The sequence below is a fragment of the Roseovarius marisflavi genome (assembly GCF_900142625.1).
GTDB classification, from domain to species: Bacteria; Pseudomonadota; Alphaproteobacteria; order Rhodobacterales; family Rhodobacteraceae; genus Roseovarius; species Roseovarius marisflavi.
The window spans coordinates 49,115-66,062 of sequence record NZ_FRBN01000020.1 but is presented as its reverse complement, the minus strand read 5'-3'; the positions used below and the strand labels follow the sequence as shown (position 1 = coordinate 66,062).

The window sequence follows — 16,948 nt, the reverse complement described above, 5'->3', positions numbered from 1 at the left end:
CCAGAGCACTTGCTCTATAGCGCTCACCCTTTGTCAGCACGGCCCACGCGATCCTCGCCAGTTTGTTTGCCATCGCCACTGCGGCGACGTTGACATGTGCCCGCTCTTTTAGACCGTCGATCCATTTTGTGATCGGCGCACTCCTGTCTCGCACCGGATGAGGAACTGTCCGTGCGCCATGGATGACGAGTTTGCGTAAATATCCGTTTCCATGTTTTGAGATGCCGATGAGCTTGGCTTTCCCGCCAGTTATAATCTGCCGGGGGATCAAACACGCCTACATCAAACGCGGCACACCCCGGCGCAACGGTAGGGTGGAGCGATCACACCGGTCTGACGGCCAGGAATTCTACCAGCTCCCAAGCTACAAAGGCGATGTCGATCCCGAAGCCAAACTCGGCAAATGGGAACGCTTCTACAACGTCCGCAGACCACATGGCGCGCACAGCGGAAAAACACCTTACGAAGCCCTTAGAGAAAAGTTATAATTTAAAAACGGGATGCCCCACGAGAAACCGCGCCTTTCAGACATACGGTCTTACGATAAAGTTTTGAAAACGGTCATTTGTTTTCGTCTCACAGCACTATCGGGTTTCTCAGTCGGTTTCGTCCACAAAACGAAGAGTGCTGATGGGGCGCACGAAGCTGGCATGAGGACCTTCATCGGCATCTTTGCTATCGACACTCAGTTCCACCGTGTCGCCTTCGTTCAGGTTGTCATATCCGTCACTGGCAACGCTATTGCGATGAAAGTAGACAAACCTCCCATCGGTGGTCGAGATTTGTCCACTGTCCGTGTATCCGTCCAACGAGGCAATCCGCCCTTGCAGCGGGGTCACGTGGGTTTCTGGTCGGCCCTTATGTTGGTCCTGCCATTTACGCAATTGGCGTTCCATTCCATTAAAGGCGTCTCTGATTGCAACATAGACATCCGTATGTGCATGATCGTCGCCGGGGCGCCGGTCAATATGCAAGGTCGCGCCAGGCATCTGAATACTTATGTCAATGACGTACTCAGTACCCTTGTGGCGACGGTGCGGCGCACGCACCCATATCTGACATCGCAAAATTTCATTGCACATCGCTTCCAACCTGGCGACGCGCTCCCTAATACGCGCTTCGATCGCGTCGGAATGATCTATATCCTTAAAGGTTACTTCGGCAGGGGTTTCCATGGCTGGCTCTCCATTTGACACACATTGAAAGGGTATCGCGTTGAGCGCTTGAGGGTCTTGAGCGAGGTCAATTGATGAAGCAGTCGAACGCCGGTCGCGCGCTGTCACCCACCACCCGATATGCTAACAAAAAGCCGAGATCTGCTTTCTGTCATTGATTTGCCTCAAGTCTGGTAACGAAAGGGTATGTAGTCTGCCTGCGAACAGTTTGGAGCGATGTCATGACCGACAGTCAAACTCGAACCTCTGCTTCGATACTGAAGACAGTGCGCTCGAGGCTCGCCAGCGAACCATATCTTGGGACGAAATTCAAACCAGCGCAGCCTGCCCTGGATACAAGCGGCATTCTCACGTTCGAAGGAGAGGTCGATACCGTGGCGCAGAAAAAGATTGCGCTTGAGACAGCTGCCGCGCTGCCGGAGATCACCGGCATTATCGACAGGCTGCATTTGCGACCGGCCGTGCGGATGGAAGACGCCGGGATACGCGCGCATCTGAGGCGCATGTTTACAATGGACCCTTCCTTGACGGGGCTGAGTGTTCAAGAAAGGCGTGGTGCGGCGGTTCAGACCGTCGCAGACCCGGGCGAGCCTTTCGGATCGCTGGAGTATGATGTTGTCGACGGTATCGTGACCCTGAATGGAACGCTGAACGATTTGGCCATCAAACGTTATGTGGGGGTTCTTGCATGGTGGGTTCCAGGAGTGCGGGATGTGATTAATGGCATTGCCGTGTTGGACGAGGCGGACGGCCCGGAGCGGATCGCAGATGCGGTTCGACTTGTCCTCGAGAAGAACCCGTATCTCGATGCGGTACAGATAAAGGTTGGTGTGCGGAACCGCGTAGTACGCCTGACGGGGTTTCTGCCCGCGCAAGCGCAGCGCGAGATGGCCGAGAACGATGCTTGGTGTGTGTTTGGGGTCGAGCCGTAATCAATGAAATCCTGGTCGGGTCACAATGAAAGAAAGTGTAAGTCGCCTCGTCTGGCATCCGAGAAAAAGAGGGAATCAAAAACATGTATGAACGCGCCATCAGCTATGAGGTTGTGAAACGCCTGTTCGGCGATATCAGCGACCACAAGACCGCCGAGATTATCAACAGCGGCTTGCCAATCACTGAACTCGAAAAAATCGCCCTTCTCCTCACTGGTGATACGGATCATATCAGGGACACCGGACGGCTCGCTCCACAATCACAAGAACTCTTAGGTCTTCTTCGCTCGGATGACGAAGCGTGGGAAGAGGGTCGTGGCTAGGCCCATTTGTGGGAGTTCACTTCCGTACATTGCGGCCGCCCGATCGATTATTTCCGCGCAAGGTAGAGTTCCAGTCCCTCGTCGCAACGTTGCAACTCTGTTCCAAAAGCCGCTGACATATCCAACATGCGGTCACAGATGGCCGTGAACTCGTCTCCAACAGCCAGATTGACACTGGCAAACCCAAGCTTCACCGGGCGCATCAGAAGATGTCGGACACCGGTTGCGTCCACATCAAGAAGAAACAGGAAAGACCAGTCGTTCCGCATCCTTGAGTCCGTGGCATAGTCGTCCAGAAAATCGCCTGTGTCGTGCAGGATGATCTGGCGACCCATTGCCTGGATCCCCTGAAAGACATGCGCCGAATGCCCATGGATGATGTCCACACCAGACACCAGCAACCTCTTCTTGAAATCCTGCAACTCCTTGCCTGGATATTGCACCATATTCGGCCCGAGATGGGCCGAGACCAGCACGACATCCGCTCCACTCGCGCGTTCTTTCCTGATTGCAGCCGCGTCTGGCCAGATGCGTCTTTCTGCGCGCAGATCAATAAAACAGGTTCCGGATTGATCTGCCTTTGCCGCAAAGGGGGCTTCGTGATCAACAATTGAGAAGGCCGAAATTGATAGCCCATTCACCGTAAACCGGGCGGGGCTGCACGCCTCGGCTGGCCTTTGTCCCACGCCTGCGTGCGCAATCCGTGCCCCATCAAGCAGTCTGAGTGTGTCGCCAAGCGCATCCTCGCCAAAGTCCAGGATATGGTTGTTCGCCAAGCTTACATAACGCACGTTTCCTGCCTTCAGTACGTCGATGGCCGCAGGAATGGCCCGGAAGTGAAACACCTTTGGTGTTGCTGTCCAAGGGATACCTCGGTCACTGATCGCGCATTCCAGGTTTGCGACAACCGCATCTGCGCGTCTCATGATGGGCAGGACGTCACCCCAAAAACTGTCCGGGTTGCGGTTTCGGATCTCATCGCTGACAAGTCGACCCAACATTACGTCTCCGATGATAGCGAGACGCGCGGCATGATCGCTTTTCTGATCAGAGGTTTCAGCCATCGGCGGCAGGGTTCGTCTGGTGTTCAGTCAGCAACGTCAGTCATCCCTGGTTCGAGGTTGGATGGGTCTCCTGCGCCGCCTTGTCCGAAACTATCTTTGCCGCTTCCGCCAACAGGCGCACAACCTCCTCATCCTCCACCTGGGCGAAGTCCAGGTAATGCCCCCCAATCGCATAGAAAGGCTCGGGCGTTTCAAGGCAGATGATCTCATCAACATCGGGTCTCAAGTCATTCAGCGTGTCTGCCGGGGCTACGGGAACCGCGAGCACAAGGCGTGAAGGGTTCTGACGGCGCACAGCCTTGATCGCTGCACGAACAGTTGCGCCGGTCGCGATGCCATCGTCCACAATGATTGCTGATTTTCCGTCGATCGGGACTTGGGTCCGGCCCTTCATATAGATCCCGCGGCGCCTCTTGATCTCCTGAAGTTGCGTATCGGCGAGGCCTTCTATGTCCTCCTGCGTCAAACCTGCCATTGCGGCAATGCTCTCGTTCACGACGATCTCTGGATGTGCGCCGTTGACGACTGCCGCTGCAGCAAGCTCCGGCTGAAAGGGCACGCCGATTTTACGGACCATCACAAGATCCAAAGGTGCTCCAAGCTTACTCGCAACCTCGACGGCCACGGGGACCCCGCCGCGCGGCAGAGCCAGCACCAGCGGCTTGTCGAAATTGCGCTCGGCCAAGGCCTTGGCGAGTGCTTGACCGGCTGCAGACCTGTTCGTAAACCCGCTCACCTTGATGCTCCCCCACTTTGAAAATGCGCTTCGAACCAATCTGCAGCCAAATCGACGACTTGATCAAGGGTGCCAGGCTCTTCAAACAGATGCGTTGCACCAGGCACGATTGCAACACGGTGGTCACAGGCAAGCTCTTGAGCTGCCGCTTCATTCAGCTCGATTACGCCGTGATCAGAGCCGCCGACGACAAGAAGGGTCGGGGCGGTGACCAGCGCCAATTCAGGCCCGGCAAGATCGGGTCGACCACCGCGCGACACGACTGCCGCAATTACATCTCTCTGCCAGGCGGCGGCGACAAGCGCTGCGGCAGCGCCTGTACTGGATCCGAACAGCCCCAGTTTGAACTTGGAACACACCGGATCTTCCATGGCCCACTGAATCGCCTCGAAAACCCGCCCGCTCAGCAGGGGCAGATCAAAGACATTCGCTCTATCGGCCGCCTCTGCCTCAGTCAAAAGATCGAAGAGCAAAGTAGCAATGCCCCGTACAGCCAACCGCTCTGCCACATAGTTGTTGCGTGGGCTCAGCCTACTGCTTCCTGCGCCATGTGCGAAAATCACAAGGCCGACAGCATCGGCGGGCACCCTGACAATCCCCTCAAGGCTCATCGAGCCAAGTGTGACCATTCGTTTTTCAGCTGTGCTTGCCACCATATCCTCTTACCCGCCCATAACAGTAGGCCCGCTTAAAGGCCGGGTCCAACAGCATCGCCAACTGGACCCGGCACCTGACAGTCGCAGCATGTCGCCATCCGTCGGCGGGTTAATCTTCCAGCAGAAAGCTAATCTTCGCATTGATCCGGTATTTTGTAACTTGACCGCCATCCACCGAGGCGTTCATGTCCTTGATGTAAACTGATTTGATATTGCGCACCGATTTGGCTGCATCTGCGACGGCTACCTTCACCGCATCGTCAAAGCCAGTATCGGATTCGGCGAGGACTTCGATCACTTTCAACATCGACATTTCACGTCTCCTCTCTCGTTATCTCCACAAGTGCATCCCGAGTGAAACTGCACAGATGGGCTTTTATAAACGATTAGGCGTGCAGAGATTTGACAGGGATCAATTGCCCGATTGGGCAGTGGATATCCGCCGAAAGCGCATTGAAAATTGCAGTGCGCGTTTCAATTGGCAGTGGCACCTGGACGAGGTTTCCGTGAAAATCAACGGCGAAGGTGCGCATTCAAAGGCAGATTCTGCACCCGACGGGAACGGGGCAGTTCACTTCGGCGCTATCAGGGCGAGCAAGTGATCACGGTAAAGCGCTCCGACGCCGTCCGCGTTCAGATGATCAGTGTCGAAATAGAAAGCCGTGTCCACGATCGCCTCGCTCAGATCGTGAAGCACAATGCCGCGCGAGGTCAGTCGCCCGCGCAGAACTGCGTCGAACGCCGCCTCCCCCGGCAAGCTGTCTCGGAAAGTTTTGGGCACCGGTAGCTTGAGGGCCAGTACTTCGACACCTGCCGCGTCGGCCAGGTCAAAGAGTCCGTCCAGGCTGTCCAAATAGTGTTCCACTGTCTTGGCTTCTGGCGTGCCTTTTGGGTACAGGTAAGCGATGCGGGCCGAGACCGCATGGCGCGACGGGCGGAAGCTGCGGTCGAAATCAGCGGCGCCGCGCCAGCCGCCCTGCGAAAACCGGTCCGCTGGGTTCAGCTTGGAAAAACCTGTCAGGTAGTCCAAAAGCGCGCGCGGATCGACGCCTTCGTCGGCAACCAGCCCGGCGAGGATTTGTGCGGTTGAAGGGCGCAATGGCGTCTGACGAAGAAGCTTCCGATCGGCGACGCGAGCCTCGTTCCATTCTTCGCCACCAAACGCGAATGAGTCGGCCACATAAATCAGATGTTTCACATCAAGATCGTGCAGCGCCTGCTCGAAGACAAAGCGGCTGTAGAGCGGGCCCGCCCCGATCTCGGCAAGAACCATCATCGATTGGCCGGTATCCTGCTGCAATCGCGCGGGCACGTCGCCGTAGGCAAGTGGAAGGGCGTGCGAGGCTCCGAGAACCAGCCAGTCGACCTGCTCACCCTGCGCCGGGAGGAGTTTCTGGAACGCAGATTGCGTCTCGCTGCGCGCCACCATGTGCTCCGCGAATACGAAAGCTGCGATGTAAAGTGCAAGGAAGATGCCCGTAAAGAGCACTACTGTTCGCGGCGCAGATCGCGTCAAGGGGCGGCGGGCAGTTTCCATGGCGGGCCTTTCCGGGTTGTTTCAGAACTGCATGTAGACGAACGCTTCGCTCTGCCACCGGCCGAGCAGGATCAGCGCAAACAGGCAAACATACCACCCGGCCCATCGCAGCGCCCGCGGCGCGCGGACAAACCGGCGGCTCAGGCCCTTCTGCTCCATGACCGTCTCGATCCCCAACAGCGCCAGTATAAGCGCGGCCAGGAACCCATGCTCGACCGTGAAGGGATAGTTAGGCAGCAGGTTTGGCACCAGGGGCAGCGCCGCCCAGATCCGCGTCAGGATCGTGGTGGCGCCTGACAGATCTCCGGCACGGAAAAAGACCCAGCTGACCAGAACCAGATGGAAGACAAGGACTATGGCCGCAATGGTATAGAGGCGCCCGGCAAACGTGCCACGAAGGCGCAGCCTGATCCGTCGGCGCAGCGGGCTCAGCGCCCGTTCCACCCAGAGGTAGCCCCCGTTCAGAGCCCCCCAGGCCAGGAAACCCCAGCCGATCCCGTAACCGAGGCCGGCATGCCAGATGCCGCTTGCCAGGAAGACGAGCATGAGACCGAAATACATGAGCAAAACAGATTGCCTGTTGCCGACGAGTGGATAGTAGACGTAATCCCGAAACCAGCTGGCCAGCGAGATATGCCAGCGGCGCGACCAGAACTCGCTGATCGAGTGGGCGAAATAGGATCGGCGAAAATTCTCGGACAGCTTGATACCGAAGAGCAATGACGTGCCCCGTGCGATATCCGTGTAGCCAGAAAAATCACAGTAGATCTGAAACGCGAAGAAATAGGTGGCAATGATCAGTTCCAGCGGCACGGCGTAGTCGGGGATCGCGTATGTGCGGTCGACGAAGGGGGCGAGGTTGTCGGCGATGACAACCTTTTTGACGAGCCCCCAGAGGATCAGCTGGCACCCCAGCGCCAGCATCGCCGGATTAACCGTAGCCCGCTTGCCAAGCTCGCTGATGAAAGGTCCGATCCTCTCGATCGGTCCGGCAAGTATCTTGGGAAACCACGCAAGATACAGCAGATCCTGCATCTTGCTTCCCGGTGCTTCGACCGGCGTGCGATACCGGTCAGCCAGCAGCGCAATCGCCGTGAAGGCGTAGAAGGAAAATCCGGCCGGTGCGCCAAGTCCGAGTGGGTGCAGCCAGGGCACGCCTCCGGCAATCGCATCATAGAATTTCAGCACCGCCAGCAGCGCAAGGATCGTGGCGACGCCGCCCCAGAAGGTCACGCGCCGATAACGGGCCCCTGCCGCCCGGATATACCGCCCCGCCGACAGGGCTATGGCCGCGACCACACCAAGATAGAGAAGGTTTTCGAGCCCGAAACTGCCGTAAAAGATCAGGCTCGCGAGGATCAGCCATCTCAGCCGGAACCGAACGGGAAGCCCCCAGAAAAGCAAGACCGCCAGCGGCAGGAACAACAGAAATTCAAACGATGTGAACAGCATTGGCTGCCTTCTGCCTCCTTTCGCTGACCCAGTTCAGTAGGACGCACCTCCCGCGCGCAGCTCGGGCGGCACGAGGTCGATCGGAATTCCGGCATTGATGACAAGGTAGTCAGCCAGCAATCCGCGTTCGGCCTCGGTCGTCTCGATCTCGACATGGCTGGGCGAGTTCATGGTGCCGAGCCAGGCCTCGCGCGTTCTGTCCTGTGTGATGACGACAGTAATGATGTGGCAGGACTGGCAAAGCTGCAGCGCCATGTCGCGCCCATCCCGCGGCAACACGCCGCCCGGATCGAGCGGGGTGTTCGCTGCCAGGTAATTGGCAAGCGTGTTTGTCTGCCAGTCATCAAGCACGCCGAGGGCCGGTGTCCCGGCCTTTTCCGCATCAAGCGCCTCGCGCCAGACGGTGTGATCGCCGCCGGTTTCGGCGATGCGGGCGGCAAGGTTTTGTGGCAAGCCCGCTTCCCGGACCGTTTCCAGCAGGGTTCGCCCGCCTGCAGGGATGAATGCGAAGATATCGTCCTCGTCCTGTCCGCTCGCCGGACCGGAGACGGAAAACGAAAACAGCGTGGACAGCGCGATGCTCAGAACAACTGGCGTTTTCATTCTCTTTCTCTCCCTTTAGTACGCTTTCTAGCCAATATCAGAACCGCAACTCGGGCGGGACATCCTCGAATCGAAGGGGCATGTTGATGGCTGAGTAGCGGGCAAACGTGTCCCGCTCGACCTCGGACATTGGAATCTCGGAGTGGAACGGCGACTTGAACGTGCCTGTCCAGCCAATCTCGTCGCGATCATGCATCAGGTAGCCGGAAAACAGCGAATGGCAGAACTGGCACTGCGCAATCGCCAGGTCCTTCCCATCGGCGGGCAATAAGGTTGCGTCACCGCTTTCGGCCAGCGCTGACAGAACGTCTTCACCGACAGGCAGGTTCAACTCCGCGTAGCCGGCGAAAGTGGCGAGTGCCTTGTCGTCCAGATCGGTTCCCTGCGACTTGGCCCAAGTCTGCCAGTCCTCGATGCTTTGATCCCGCGCGGCAATTTCTGCCAGCGTTTCGGCACCGGCTTGCCCGGAGAGGTCGGCCAGCAACGCCCGCCCGCCCGCTGGCATGAAGGCAAACTGGTCATCCTGCGCAAGCACCCCCGCCGCCGCCAAAAACGCCGAAAAGCCGAGAATCAGACCTTGGCACCTGAGCCTGCGCATCATTTTTCCTCCGCCTCGTGGTCAGTTCCGGGTGTTTCGAACACAAAGACCGGCACCGTCATGCTGCGCACTGCGTTCTCTGCCGAGAACCCGGTGCCACGCATCAGGTCAAGCTTCATCGCAGTATCATCCTCGTAGTACTGCTCGCCGCAGCTTTGGCAGACGAGCGCCGCGATGCCCTCGATCACAACGAGGCCCTCGCCCTCCCAGAGCGCGGTCTTGACATCTTGCCGGGTCAGAAATCCGCCGGAACAGGCCGTGCACATGGCCTGTTCCGCTGTCGCCTCAGAGGCAGGAGCCGCGTGCTCCTCCTGCGCTTGGTCAGGCAGCTCAGACAAGGGCACGGGCCGCTCCCATGATATGGTCGGCATTGGGGCGCATCCACAGGAACATCTCGGGCGAGGCCGGCGGCGGTGCGTCGGGGAAGGCGACGCGCTTGTAACGGGCCCCATCGACGTTTTCGGCGACCCGCGCGATCACTTCAGCGCCTGGGCAAAGCGTGTAATACGACTGGTCCACCGTCAGCAGGCGTTTGGTCTTGGCAACCGAGTTCACCAGCGTCTCGGTGTCCATTTCCTTGAGAACACGCAGGTCAATGACCTCGACGCTCATGCCTTCGGTCGTCAGGGTCGCGGCGGCTTCCAGAACGCCGGGCATGCCGGCCCCTGAACTGACGATCGTCAGGTCGCTGCCCTCTTGCCGAACCGCAGCCTTGTCGAGCGGCACTTCGTACTGCTCGTCCGGCACCTCCCCGGTCAGCCCGCGCAGCCCGGCGGGATAGAGATAGACCACCGGATCCGGCGACCGCAGCGCGGACACCATCATGCCCTTGGCATCATAAGGCGTCGAGGGGATCACCGTGCGCACGCCGGGAATGTGGGCATAATAAGTGTCCTCTTCATAGCAGGAATGCTGCCCGGCAAACCCAGGCGACTGGCCCGTCATCTCGATGATCCAGACCACCGGCATTGATGCCTTTCCGCCTGTCATGTGCCGCAGTTTGCCCGCAACGTTCTGGATCACCTGAAGCGGCATCAGCGCGCCCTGATAGGGGATATACGTCGCCGACCGCGACCCGGCGAGACCGGCCCCGAGTACGGCCGAGGCCATCCAGTTTTCGTCGATCCCGGTATTGACCACGCGTTTGCGCCCGAACTCGGTTTCGAGGTTGATCACTGGCTTGCCGGGATTTGACGCCACCGGCGGGGTCAGCTCAAAAATCCAGGTCATCGCCGGATCCTGCTGCATTTCGTATTGTACGGCCTCAAGGACCGAGTACATCCAGCTTTTCTGTGCCATCAGTCTTTACCTTTCAAATGTGGTCCTGCGCCTTAGCCAAACTGGCGGGCGGGAACGGTGCCTTCTGCGAAGACGTGCTTCAGGCCGTCTTCGGGCGTGCAGAGCGGCTGCTCACTGGCCCATGCGAAGGCGTCTTTGATCTCGGCCTTGATCTCCGCCTCGATCTCGATGGCGCGTGCGCTATCCAGTACGCCCCAGTCCACCAGGATCTTGCGCGCGATATCGACCGGGTCACGTTGCATCCATGCCCGGACCTCGCGTTCGGGGCGGAAGGACGTGATTGCAAGCGGATCATACCCAAAAGCGCCCAACTCACCGGCCTTCGCGCCCGGAGCCCCCCAGTGGTTGTAGTAGCGATAGGTCTTGGCCTCGATGAAGCTGGGGCCGCCGCCTGCGCGGGCACGGTCAACCGCTTCCTTCGCCGCGTTGTAGACCTGCAGAACATCCTGCCCGTCCACGACCCGCGACGGAATGCCGTAGGCCGCGGCCGCATCGGCGATATCCTTGTGTGGGCAGGAATAGGAATAGTGCGCGTATTGGTGATAGAGATTGTTTTCCATCACATAGATCAGCGGCAAATCCAGAAGCTTGGCGTTGTTCAGCGTCGAATGGAAATGCGGCGCCGCATAGTTGCCGTCTCCGGCAAACACAACCGCTACCTGATCCGATTCGCGTGCCCTGAACGCAAACGCCGAGCCCGAGGCAATCACCGGAGCCGGTCCGATCATCCCGTCGGCGCCGATAAAGCCGACCGAAGGGTCAGACAGGTGCATTTCGGCCGCATATCCGCCGTTAAGGCCAGTCGCCCGGAAATCGTTCTCGGCGCACATTTTCGGGATGTCCACGCCTTTGGCAATGGCGTGACCCGACGGTCTGTGCGATGAATAGACAAGGTCGATCTGATCGAACGGCCCGCTGTTGCGAAGTGTCGCGCAGACCCCGGTCGCAACGGCTTCCTGGCCGGCATAGAAGTGGTTGTAGCCACGATAGTCCGGATTGGTCAGCATCTGGTCGGCTTGAGTGCGCTCATGCCAACGGATTTTCAGAATCGTCCGGTACAATTCGACGAGCTTGTCGTCGGACAGATCCTTGGCATGGTAGCCGATATCTCCATTGGCAAGAGCCCTGTGCCCAGAGACGGCCGCCACCGCTCCCGTCAATGCAGCAAGTTTCAGAAAACCCCGCCGGGATTCTGATGCCAACATGCCGCCCTGTTCGGGTGACACGACCTTCATATTGGCTTCATGGTCCATAATATCTCCTCCCGTTTACGACCTCGCGATACGCGGACGATCACCTCAGATTATGGTCCCGATTCGACTGATTGCTCTTGACCAGCGTCAATTTCCCCCGTTTTTGTCGGTATTGTTTCCATTATTGTTCTAGCGATCATCAAGCGCTGAGACGGGGTGCGGCCAGCACGCACCCCCTTGATTGGGCCCTGAATTCCCCAGGTGTTTGGTTCGGGGCCAACAAAGTTATTCGGCCTCCGCAAAACCAAGTCTTCCTTTTGTCGCAATCACGGGGCGCTCGACCTTAGAAAAGTCAAATAGAATGCGCTCGCATGGTCGATATCAGCGGACCCGCCGAACATCCGCCAGAGCATGATATCGGGCGATTGGAGGTTGCAAACATGGTGCACACGACGCCATTCAAGCCATTGCAAGAAATACTTAACCTGTCCAATCCATCATGGGTGCACAAGATAATCTCGCTGCCGCAGCTACTGCGTTGTGGGGCATTCTTAGCTCTCCTATGGCCCGCCATCCGGTTTTCAGGGCCATGTCGCACACATACTGCACGCGAATTGGGGCAGTCTACCTTGCTTGGGATTGCACTCATACAGGGTGGCCAAGTCGATCGCCCTTGGCGTTGACCATGATCAACGGGCTTGTTCCGGGTCGATTGACGCACGTCAACGTGGTGGCGTTTCCGTTGACCTAACCTTCCGAGTGATTCCGCGGAAATCGCCGCCAAGGCGGCGCGATTGCGTCTAGGGCGGCGCCCGAATGAGAAGGAGCGCTTCGTCGGAGGCATCGAGTTCCCGCGCCGCACCTTACCCGTTTACCGCCGCGAAAGCACCTATCCCGATCCTGACGACCTCCGCGCCCTCTATGCCTCTGGCGAGCTCGGGCTCATGGGAGAGGTCACGGCGCAGTATGCGGGCCTCGCCCCGACCGCCCAGGATCTGGCGCCCTATTTCGCGCTCGCCGCCGAGATGGGTGTCCCAGTCAGCTTCCACACCGGATTCGGCCCCCAGATGTCCGCGCAAAGGGGCGACGCAGACTTCCGGATGCGGCTCGGCAATCCGCTGCTCCTCGAGGATGTGCTTGTTCGCCACCCGGACCTTCACCTCTACATCGCCCACGGAGGCTATCCTTATCTCGACGACACCGTCGCACTGATGATGCAGTACAGTCAGGTCTACGTGGACATCTCGGCCATCGACTGGCTGCTCACCCGGGACGAGTTCCACCGCTACCTGCGGCGTCTGGTCGATGCCCGGCTGGGGGCCCGGATCCCGTTCGGAACCGACCAGATGATCTGGCCCGACACCGTGGCGCGCGCCATCGAGGCGGTCGAGAGCGCAGCCTTCCTCAGCGAGCACCAGAAACACGCGATCTTCTTTCGAAATGCGGCGGAATTCTTCGACCTGGACGCCGACCACCTGCTCGGCGGACCCGGACTGGCCGGACCTGGCGGCACGGTCGTGCGGGCGACCCGGACGCCCCTCGTGCTTCGCCCGAGAGAGCCGGGCGCGAGGGGTTCAGTGACGGTTGGGGTGGAAAGCTGCATGAAGAGCTGGTGCGCTATGTCGAGGACACTGCTCCGGATGTTCTGTGCTCACAGGAAGTCGTCCACAGCCCTGCCTCTGACACAGATTGGCTAGCCCATCCTGAGGGGGATCACATCCTTCTTTAGCGCGCCAGTTTCTTCCGGGACGTCTCCAGTGCGCCGGCCGGGCATGTTGCCGTCTTTTGTCGGTTTATCGACGTAAGCAAGCGTCGGCTCGTGGCTCCGCATTCTGACGATGGCCACGCGATCAAGTGTGGCGTTGGCCTGGTGTCTGTCAGTATCCACGCATACAACCTGTTCAAAGCTACATGTCATGGTCGATGCGCAGGTGCCTTCAGGTTTCACTCCAACAGAGTTATGATCTCGCCATAACCACGTGCCTTTGCATGTTGAACGGGCGTGATACCATCGCGATCTGTAATGGATTTATCGGCTCCAGCCACAACAAGGATACTCACCGTCTTGATGTGGTCCGGCCCACCATCACCCAGGACCACAGCTTCCATCAGGGCGGTCCAACCCAGATTATTTACGTGGTCAATGGGGGCTCCACCTTCAACCAGACGCGCGACAACTTCGTGATGCCCAAGATGGGCGGCAGCGATCAAAGCCGTACCGTCATAAACACTTGTAATCAGTTCGGGGCTGTTCCCCAGATCCATCGCCAGGGACACAAGTTCAGGGTCGTCGGCGACGGCAGCAATGGTCAGCACATCATAGGCGCGGCTTTCCAAAGCGTTCATGTCCGCTCCACCCGCAGCGAGAGCTGCGATCACGCCGCCATGGGACGCGAAGGCTGCAACATGCGCTGGCGTGCGCTGTGCACGATCACGGACGTCCGGGTCCGCCCCCTCTGCCAAAAGACGCACAGTCTCGGCGATGTCGCCTTCATGGGCGGCCAAATGCAGGCCCGTGTAGGACGCAATGTCAGACGCAGATGGTGCCGTCTGCGCCTGTGCAACGCCAGCGAATACAATTGCAGCCATGAAGAGAGTCGATCTGAACATACCCTGCCCCCTATGTGAAGTGGCCCGCCCCATCCGAGGAGCAGGCCATGTTTGCTTTACTCGGCGCCGATGGCATCGAGGCCTGCACGACCGCAGGTCTCATCGATTGTACCGGACGGCGCACCACCCACACCGATGCCACCAATCAATGCGCCGCCAATGCGGATTGGCAGACCGCCAGCCTGGATGACCAAGCGGCTGTCCATGTCACGCAGCCCGCCATTTTCGGGATTGCCGCCAATGAAGCCCGCGAGGCCCGCAGTATCACGGCCCATGCTGGCAGAGGTGAAGGCCTTGCCGGTGCTTGAGCCGACTGTGTGAGGCCCTGCATTGTCAGCACGCAGGAGAGCCTTGGTCTCACCGCTGCGGGCTACGATGGCGACACTGACATTGTAGCCTTCTGAGGCGCAGGCATCGACGGCGGCACGTGCAGCTGTAGCGGCCATTTCCAAAGGCAGGTAGGGGGCTGTTGGCAAGTCTTGGGCCGTGACAGCGGCTGGTGTCAGAAGGGCCGCGGGGAATGCGATATTGCGGATCATGTGAGGCTTCCTGTTGTTGAAGTAGATGCCTCGGTTCTAAATCTGACAGGCTGGCTCTGATATTCGTAGACGCCGCAGTCGATTGGGTAGTTCTACGGATTACCCCTGTGCTTCCAACCAATAGCGGGTCAGTTCCGCTGTTGAGGACGTGCCCGTTTTCGCCGCAATCGCGGCACGGTGACTTTCAACAGTGCGCGGCGATAGGCCCAGAGCTTCAGCGATTTGTCTGGTGGTCAGGCCTCTTGCTATCATTTCGATCACTTCGCGTTCGCGTGCAGAAAGGTGATCGATCAATGTAATTGCCTCTGCACGTTCAGCCGATTTCTGCGTTTGACTTTGCAACTCCTGATGGCCCTTTTGGATTGCGTCGATTAAATCCTGTTCATCAACCGGCTTGCTGAGAAAGTCGATTGCACCGTTCCGAAAGGCGCGCCGGCAGGCCTCGATATCGCCGTGACCGCTGATGACGACTGTTGGCCAATGGATACCCAGCACTGCCAACCTCTCCTGTAGCTTGAGGCCCGAGATCGTCGGCATTCGAATGTCCAGGATCAGGCATCCCGGCGGTAATTCGGCGGCCTGGCTCAAAAAGACTTCAGGGGAGGCAAAGCTGCGAACGTCGAGCCCAACCGTCTCAAGCAGCAGCGAGAGCGCATTCCTGACAGCCGCATCATCATCAACCAAATAGACGTAGTTGCTCATTTGTGTTCGCCTTCTTTGACCAGTGGCAGAGATATCCGGAACGTTGTTTGCGCAGCATCCGGCAACAGCGCAATATCACCATCCATTTCCTCGACCAGACGTTGGCAAAGCGCGAGGCCGAGCCCCGTTCCACCCGGCTTGCCAGTGACGAAGGGCTCAAATATCCGGGGCCTAAGCGTTTCAGGCACGCCCGGCCCGTTGTCTGCGACTTCGGCTATGGCATGGTCATCCTGTTCTCGCGTGGTGACGGTAATCTGTGCCGCTTCCGATGCTTCAAGCGCATTGCGCATCAGGTTGAATATGACCTGTTCCAGCTCGACGGGATCAGCGAAGATCGTGAGGGGGGTGTCAGCAAGCTGCAATGTTACTTGGGCACCGCGCATTTCCATCTCGCGCGCGAGAAGTCGTTCCACATTCTGCACGGCCTCATCCAGGGAACACGCCGTCAACTCCGACCGGTTGGGTTTGCTCCACCTGCGCAGACGATCCAAAATATCGGCGGCTCGCTGTGCCTGCGATACAGTATCGTCCAAAACACCTGCCAGCCGCGCAACGTCGCCGCGTCGGGCAAGGTGCCGACCAGCTTGCGCCTGGCTCAGGATCGCGGTCAGAGGCTGTGCAAGTTCATGCGCCATACCGCTGGCCATCTCTCCCATGGCATTGACTCGTGAGGCGTGAGCGAGGCGCGTCTCCTGTGCGCTAAGCGTCGCGCTGCGTTCAGCCTCTTTTCTGCGGCTGCGCTGCTTCAGGATCAATGCTCCGGTTGCAAACAACGCCGAGACCAGGCCGACGACCCAAGCGACCCGGCCCAAGGGCAGAATGTCATTGCGTGATATGGATAGTCCCGTTTCCAGCACGAGCGGCTGCGACCGACTACCCAGTGTCTTGGTCAATACCGTACCTGTGGCTGCTGGTTGCCCAGTGAGATGCTGGCCTTCAGGCGTTGCCAGGCGGCGCGATACAGACGGTGTTTGCCAGAATACATTGTCGGATGCGATCAGGTCGGACGCGTTGATAAGCAATGCCAATGCATGTGTCGCATCATCTGTATTGGGCGTGCGTTTGATCACCCAATAGTGGCCGGTGCGTGCGATAGCCGGTGCAATCTGGACCTGCCCCGTTGAGCTTTTGGCCAACCGGCGGATAAGCGCCGTGTCATCTTCGGACAGCCCCGGAGTGCTATCAATGCCTCGTTCAGCTGGATCATACGGAACGACATGAGCCGAAATGATGCGCGGATAGAAGCGTGTGATTGCGGCCGCGACCTCAAGAAAAAGGTCCTGCCGTTCTGCCCCGCCCTTAACAAAGATTGCGGACAGCGCCGTGAGATGCGCATCGTGCTGATCCGCCTGTTGGGATGCCAAACGATGCAGGACCGCACTTTGCAGGGTCAACTCGCCGATTAGGCGCTGACGTTCAAAAATGGCGGATGTACCAAGCGTGAGCACAAGGAGCGCAACCCACAAGACAGGCATTTTAGATCGGTACATGAGCGTAGTGACGATTGGCATGAAATCTCATCGCAGAAA

At 58.7% G+C, this 16,948-nt stretch carries 19 protein-coding genes and 4 pseudogenes; 5 read left to right on the top strand and 18 right to left on the bottom strand.

Annotated features, from left to right (window positions below; all coding sequences use genetic code 11):
• Nucleotides 1–106 (bottom strand): annotated as a pseudogene (locus tag BUB78_RS21600) (IS110 family transposase); the annotation flags it as partial.
• 111 nt (nt 107–217) lie between these two features.
• A pseudogene (locus BUB78_RS21595) lies at nt 218–271 on the bottom strand (hypothetical protein); the annotation flags it as partial.
• On the opposite strand from BUB78_RS21595, the pseudogene BUB78_RS15320 reads away from it, so the two are divergent.
• Nucleotides 264–488: pseudogene (locus BUB78_RS15320) on the top strand (integrase core domain-containing protein); the annotation flags it as partial. The pseudogenes BUB78_RS21595 and BUB78_RS15320 overlap by 8 nt on opposite strands.
• Nucleotides 489–596: 108 nt before the next feature.
• Here the strand turns inward: BUB78_RS15320 and hpf are convergent.
• Nucleotides 597–1,175: a ribosome hibernation-promoting factor, HPF/YfiA family gene (hpf, locus tag BUB78_RS15315; RefSeq protein ID WP_073199483.1), complete on the bottom strand. Its 579-nt coding sequence runs from the start codon at nt 1,173–1,175 to the stop codon at nt 597–599.
• Between the two features lie 221 nt (nt 1,176–1,396).
• On the opposite strand from hpf, the gene BUB78_RS15310 reads away from it, so the two are divergent.
• Together BUB78_RS15310 and BUB78_RS15305 are read left to right on the top strand one after the other, a co-directional pair.
• The gene (locus tag BUB78_RS15310; RefSeq protein WP_084732898.1) at nt 1,397–2,107 is read left to right on the top strand and encodes a BON domain-containing protein; all 711 of its coding nucleotides are present in this window, start codon (nt 1,397–1,399) and stop codon (nt 2,105–2,107) included.
• 83 nt (nt 2,108–2,190) lie between these two features.
• Entirely contained in the window at nt 2,191–2,430 is a 240-nt protein-coding gene (locus tag BUB78_RS15305) for a hypothetical protein (protein ID WP_073199481.1), read from the top strand.
• Between the two features lie 47 nt (nt 2,431–2,477).
• Here the strand turns inward: BUB78_RS15305 and BUB78_RS15300 are convergent, their stop codons facing one another.
• The 4 genes from BUB78_RS15300 to BUB78_RS15285 form a co-directional block, all read right to left on the bottom strand.
• A complete protein-coding gene (locus BUB78_RS15300; RefSeq protein WP_073199479.1) occupies nt 2,478–3,494 on the bottom strand; it encodes a CapA family protein in 1,017 nt (338 codons plus the stop codon).
• Between the two features lie 40 nt (nt 3,495–3,534).
• Complete coding sequence (locus BUB78_RS15295; RefSeq protein WP_073199477.1) at nt 3,535–4,230, bottom strand: phosphoribosyltransferase; 696 nt, start codon at nt 4,228–4,230, stop codon at nt 3,535–3,537.
• Nucleotides 4,227–4,883 (bottom strand): dienelactone hydrolase family protein, encoded by a 657-nt coding sequence (locus BUB78_RS15290; RefSeq protein ID WP_220084015.1) that lies wholly within the window; start codon nt 4,881–4,883, stop codon nt 4,227–4,229. Before BUB78_RS15290 ends, BUB78_RS15295 begins: the two co-directional genes overlap by 4 nt.
• A 112-nt stretch (nt 4,884–4,995) precedes the next feature.
• Nucleotides 4,996–5,199 carry a dodecin family protein gene (locus BUB78_RS15285; RefSeq protein WP_073199475.1) on the bottom strand — a complete coding sequence of 68 codons (204 nt, stop codon included), beginning with the start codon at nt 5,197–5,199 and terminating at the stop codon, nt 4,996–4,998.
• Nucleotides 5,200–5,305: 106 nt separating this feature from the next.
• On the opposite strand from BUB78_RS15285, the pseudogene BUB78_RS21235 reads away from it, so the two are divergent.
• A pseudogene (locus BUB78_RS21235) lies at nt 5,306–5,410 on the top strand (IS6 family transposase); the annotation flags it as partial.
• Between the two features lie 47 nt (nt 5,411–5,457).
• Here the strand turns inward: BUB78_RS21235 and BUB78_RS15280 are convergent.
• The 7 genes from BUB78_RS15280 to BUB78_RS15250 are packed head-to-tail and all read right to left on the bottom strand — an operon-like array spanning nt 5,458 to nt 11,628.
• The gene (locus tag BUB78_RS15280; protein ID WP_073199473.1) at nt 5,458–6,423 is read right to left on the bottom strand and encodes a hypothetical protein; all 966 of its coding nucleotides are present in this window, start codon (nt 6,421–6,423) and stop codon (nt 5,458–5,460) included.
• A gap of 21 nt (nt 6,424–6,444) precedes the next feature.
• Nucleotides 6,445–7,875, bottom strand: coding sequence for an MBOAT family O-acyltransferase (locus BUB78_RS15275; RefSeq protein ID WP_073199471.1), 1,431 nt, complete (start codon nt 7,873–7,875; stop codon nt 6,445–6,447).
• 33 nt (nt 7,876–7,908) lie between these two features.
• On the bottom strand, nt 7,909–8,478 hold the full coding sequence (locus tag BUB78_RS20740) for a hypothetical protein (protein ID WP_073199469.1): 570 nt from the start codon (nt 8,476–8,478) through the stop codon (nt 7,909–7,911).
• Between the two features lie 37 nt (nt 8,479–8,515).
• Nucleotides 8,516–9,079: a hypothetical protein gene (locus BUB78_RS15265; protein WP_073199467.1), complete on the bottom strand. Its 564-nt coding sequence runs from the start codon at nt 9,077–9,079 to the stop codon at nt 8,516–8,518.
• Nucleotides 9,076–9,420, bottom strand: a complete 345-nt coding sequence (locus BUB78_RS15260) for a YgiT-type zinc finger protein (RefSeq protein ID WP_170865085.1) — start codon at nt 9,418–9,420, stop codon at nt 9,076–9,078. Before BUB78_RS15260 ends, BUB78_RS15265 begins: the two co-directional genes overlap by 4 nt.
• Nucleotides 9,407–10,375, bottom strand: coding sequence for an alpha-ketoacid dehydrogenase subunit beta (locus BUB78_RS15255; RefSeq protein WP_073199465.1), 969 nt, complete (start codon nt 10,373–10,375; stop codon nt 9,407–9,409). Before BUB78_RS15255 ends, BUB78_RS15260 begins: the two co-directional genes overlap by 14 nt.
• Nucleotides 10,376–10,407: 32 nt before the next feature.
• On the bottom strand, nt 10,408–11,628 hold the full coding sequence (locus tag BUB78_RS15250; RefSeq protein WP_139279366.1) for a thiamine pyrophosphate-dependent dehydrogenase E1 component subunit alpha: 1,221 nt from the start codon (nt 11,626–11,628) through the stop codon (nt 10,408–10,410).
• Between the two features lie 734 nt (nt 11,629–12,362).
• Between BUB78_RS15250 and BUB78_RS15245 the strand changes: the two genes are divergently transcribed.
• The gene (locus tag BUB78_RS15245) at nt 12,363–13,265 is read left to right on the top strand and encodes an amidohydrolase family protein (RefSeq protein WP_073199463.1); all 903 of its coding nucleotides are present in this window, start codon (nt 12,363–12,365) and stop codon (nt 13,263–13,265) included.
• A 247-nt stretch (nt 13,266–13,512) separates the two neighbouring features.
• Here BUB78_RS15245 and BUB78_RS15235 read toward each other — a convergent pair whose 3' ends face one another.
• The 4 genes from BUB78_RS15235 to BUB78_RS15220 form a co-directional block, all read right to left on the bottom strand.
• Nucleotides 13,513–14,157, bottom strand: a complete 645-nt coding sequence (locus BUB78_RS15235) for an ankyrin repeat domain-containing protein (RefSeq protein ID WP_245813527.1) — start codon at nt 14,155–14,157, stop codon at nt 13,513–13,515.
• Nucleotides 14,158–14,234: 77 nt separating this feature from the next.
• Complete coding sequence (locus BUB78_RS15230) at nt 14,235–14,717, bottom strand: GlcG/HbpS family heme-binding protein (RefSeq protein WP_073199457.1); 483 nt, start codon at nt 14,715–14,717, stop codon at nt 14,235–14,237.
• A 99-nt stretch (nt 14,718–14,816) separates the two neighbouring features.
• Nucleotides 14,817–15,419, bottom strand: a complete 603-nt coding sequence (locus tag BUB78_RS15225; protein ID WP_073199456.1) for a response regulator transcription factor — start codon at nt 15,417–15,419, stop codon at nt 14,817–14,819.
• The gene (locus BUB78_RS15220) at nt 15,416–16,930 is read right to left on the bottom strand and encodes a sensor histidine kinase (RefSeq protein ID WP_073199453.1); all 1,515 of its coding nucleotides are present in this window, start codon (nt 16,928–16,930) and stop codon (nt 15,416–15,418) included. The genes BUB78_RS15225 and BUB78_RS15220 overlap by 4 nt, the downstream gene beginning before the upstream one ends.
• Nucleotides 16,931–16,948: the final 18 nt, after the last annotated feature.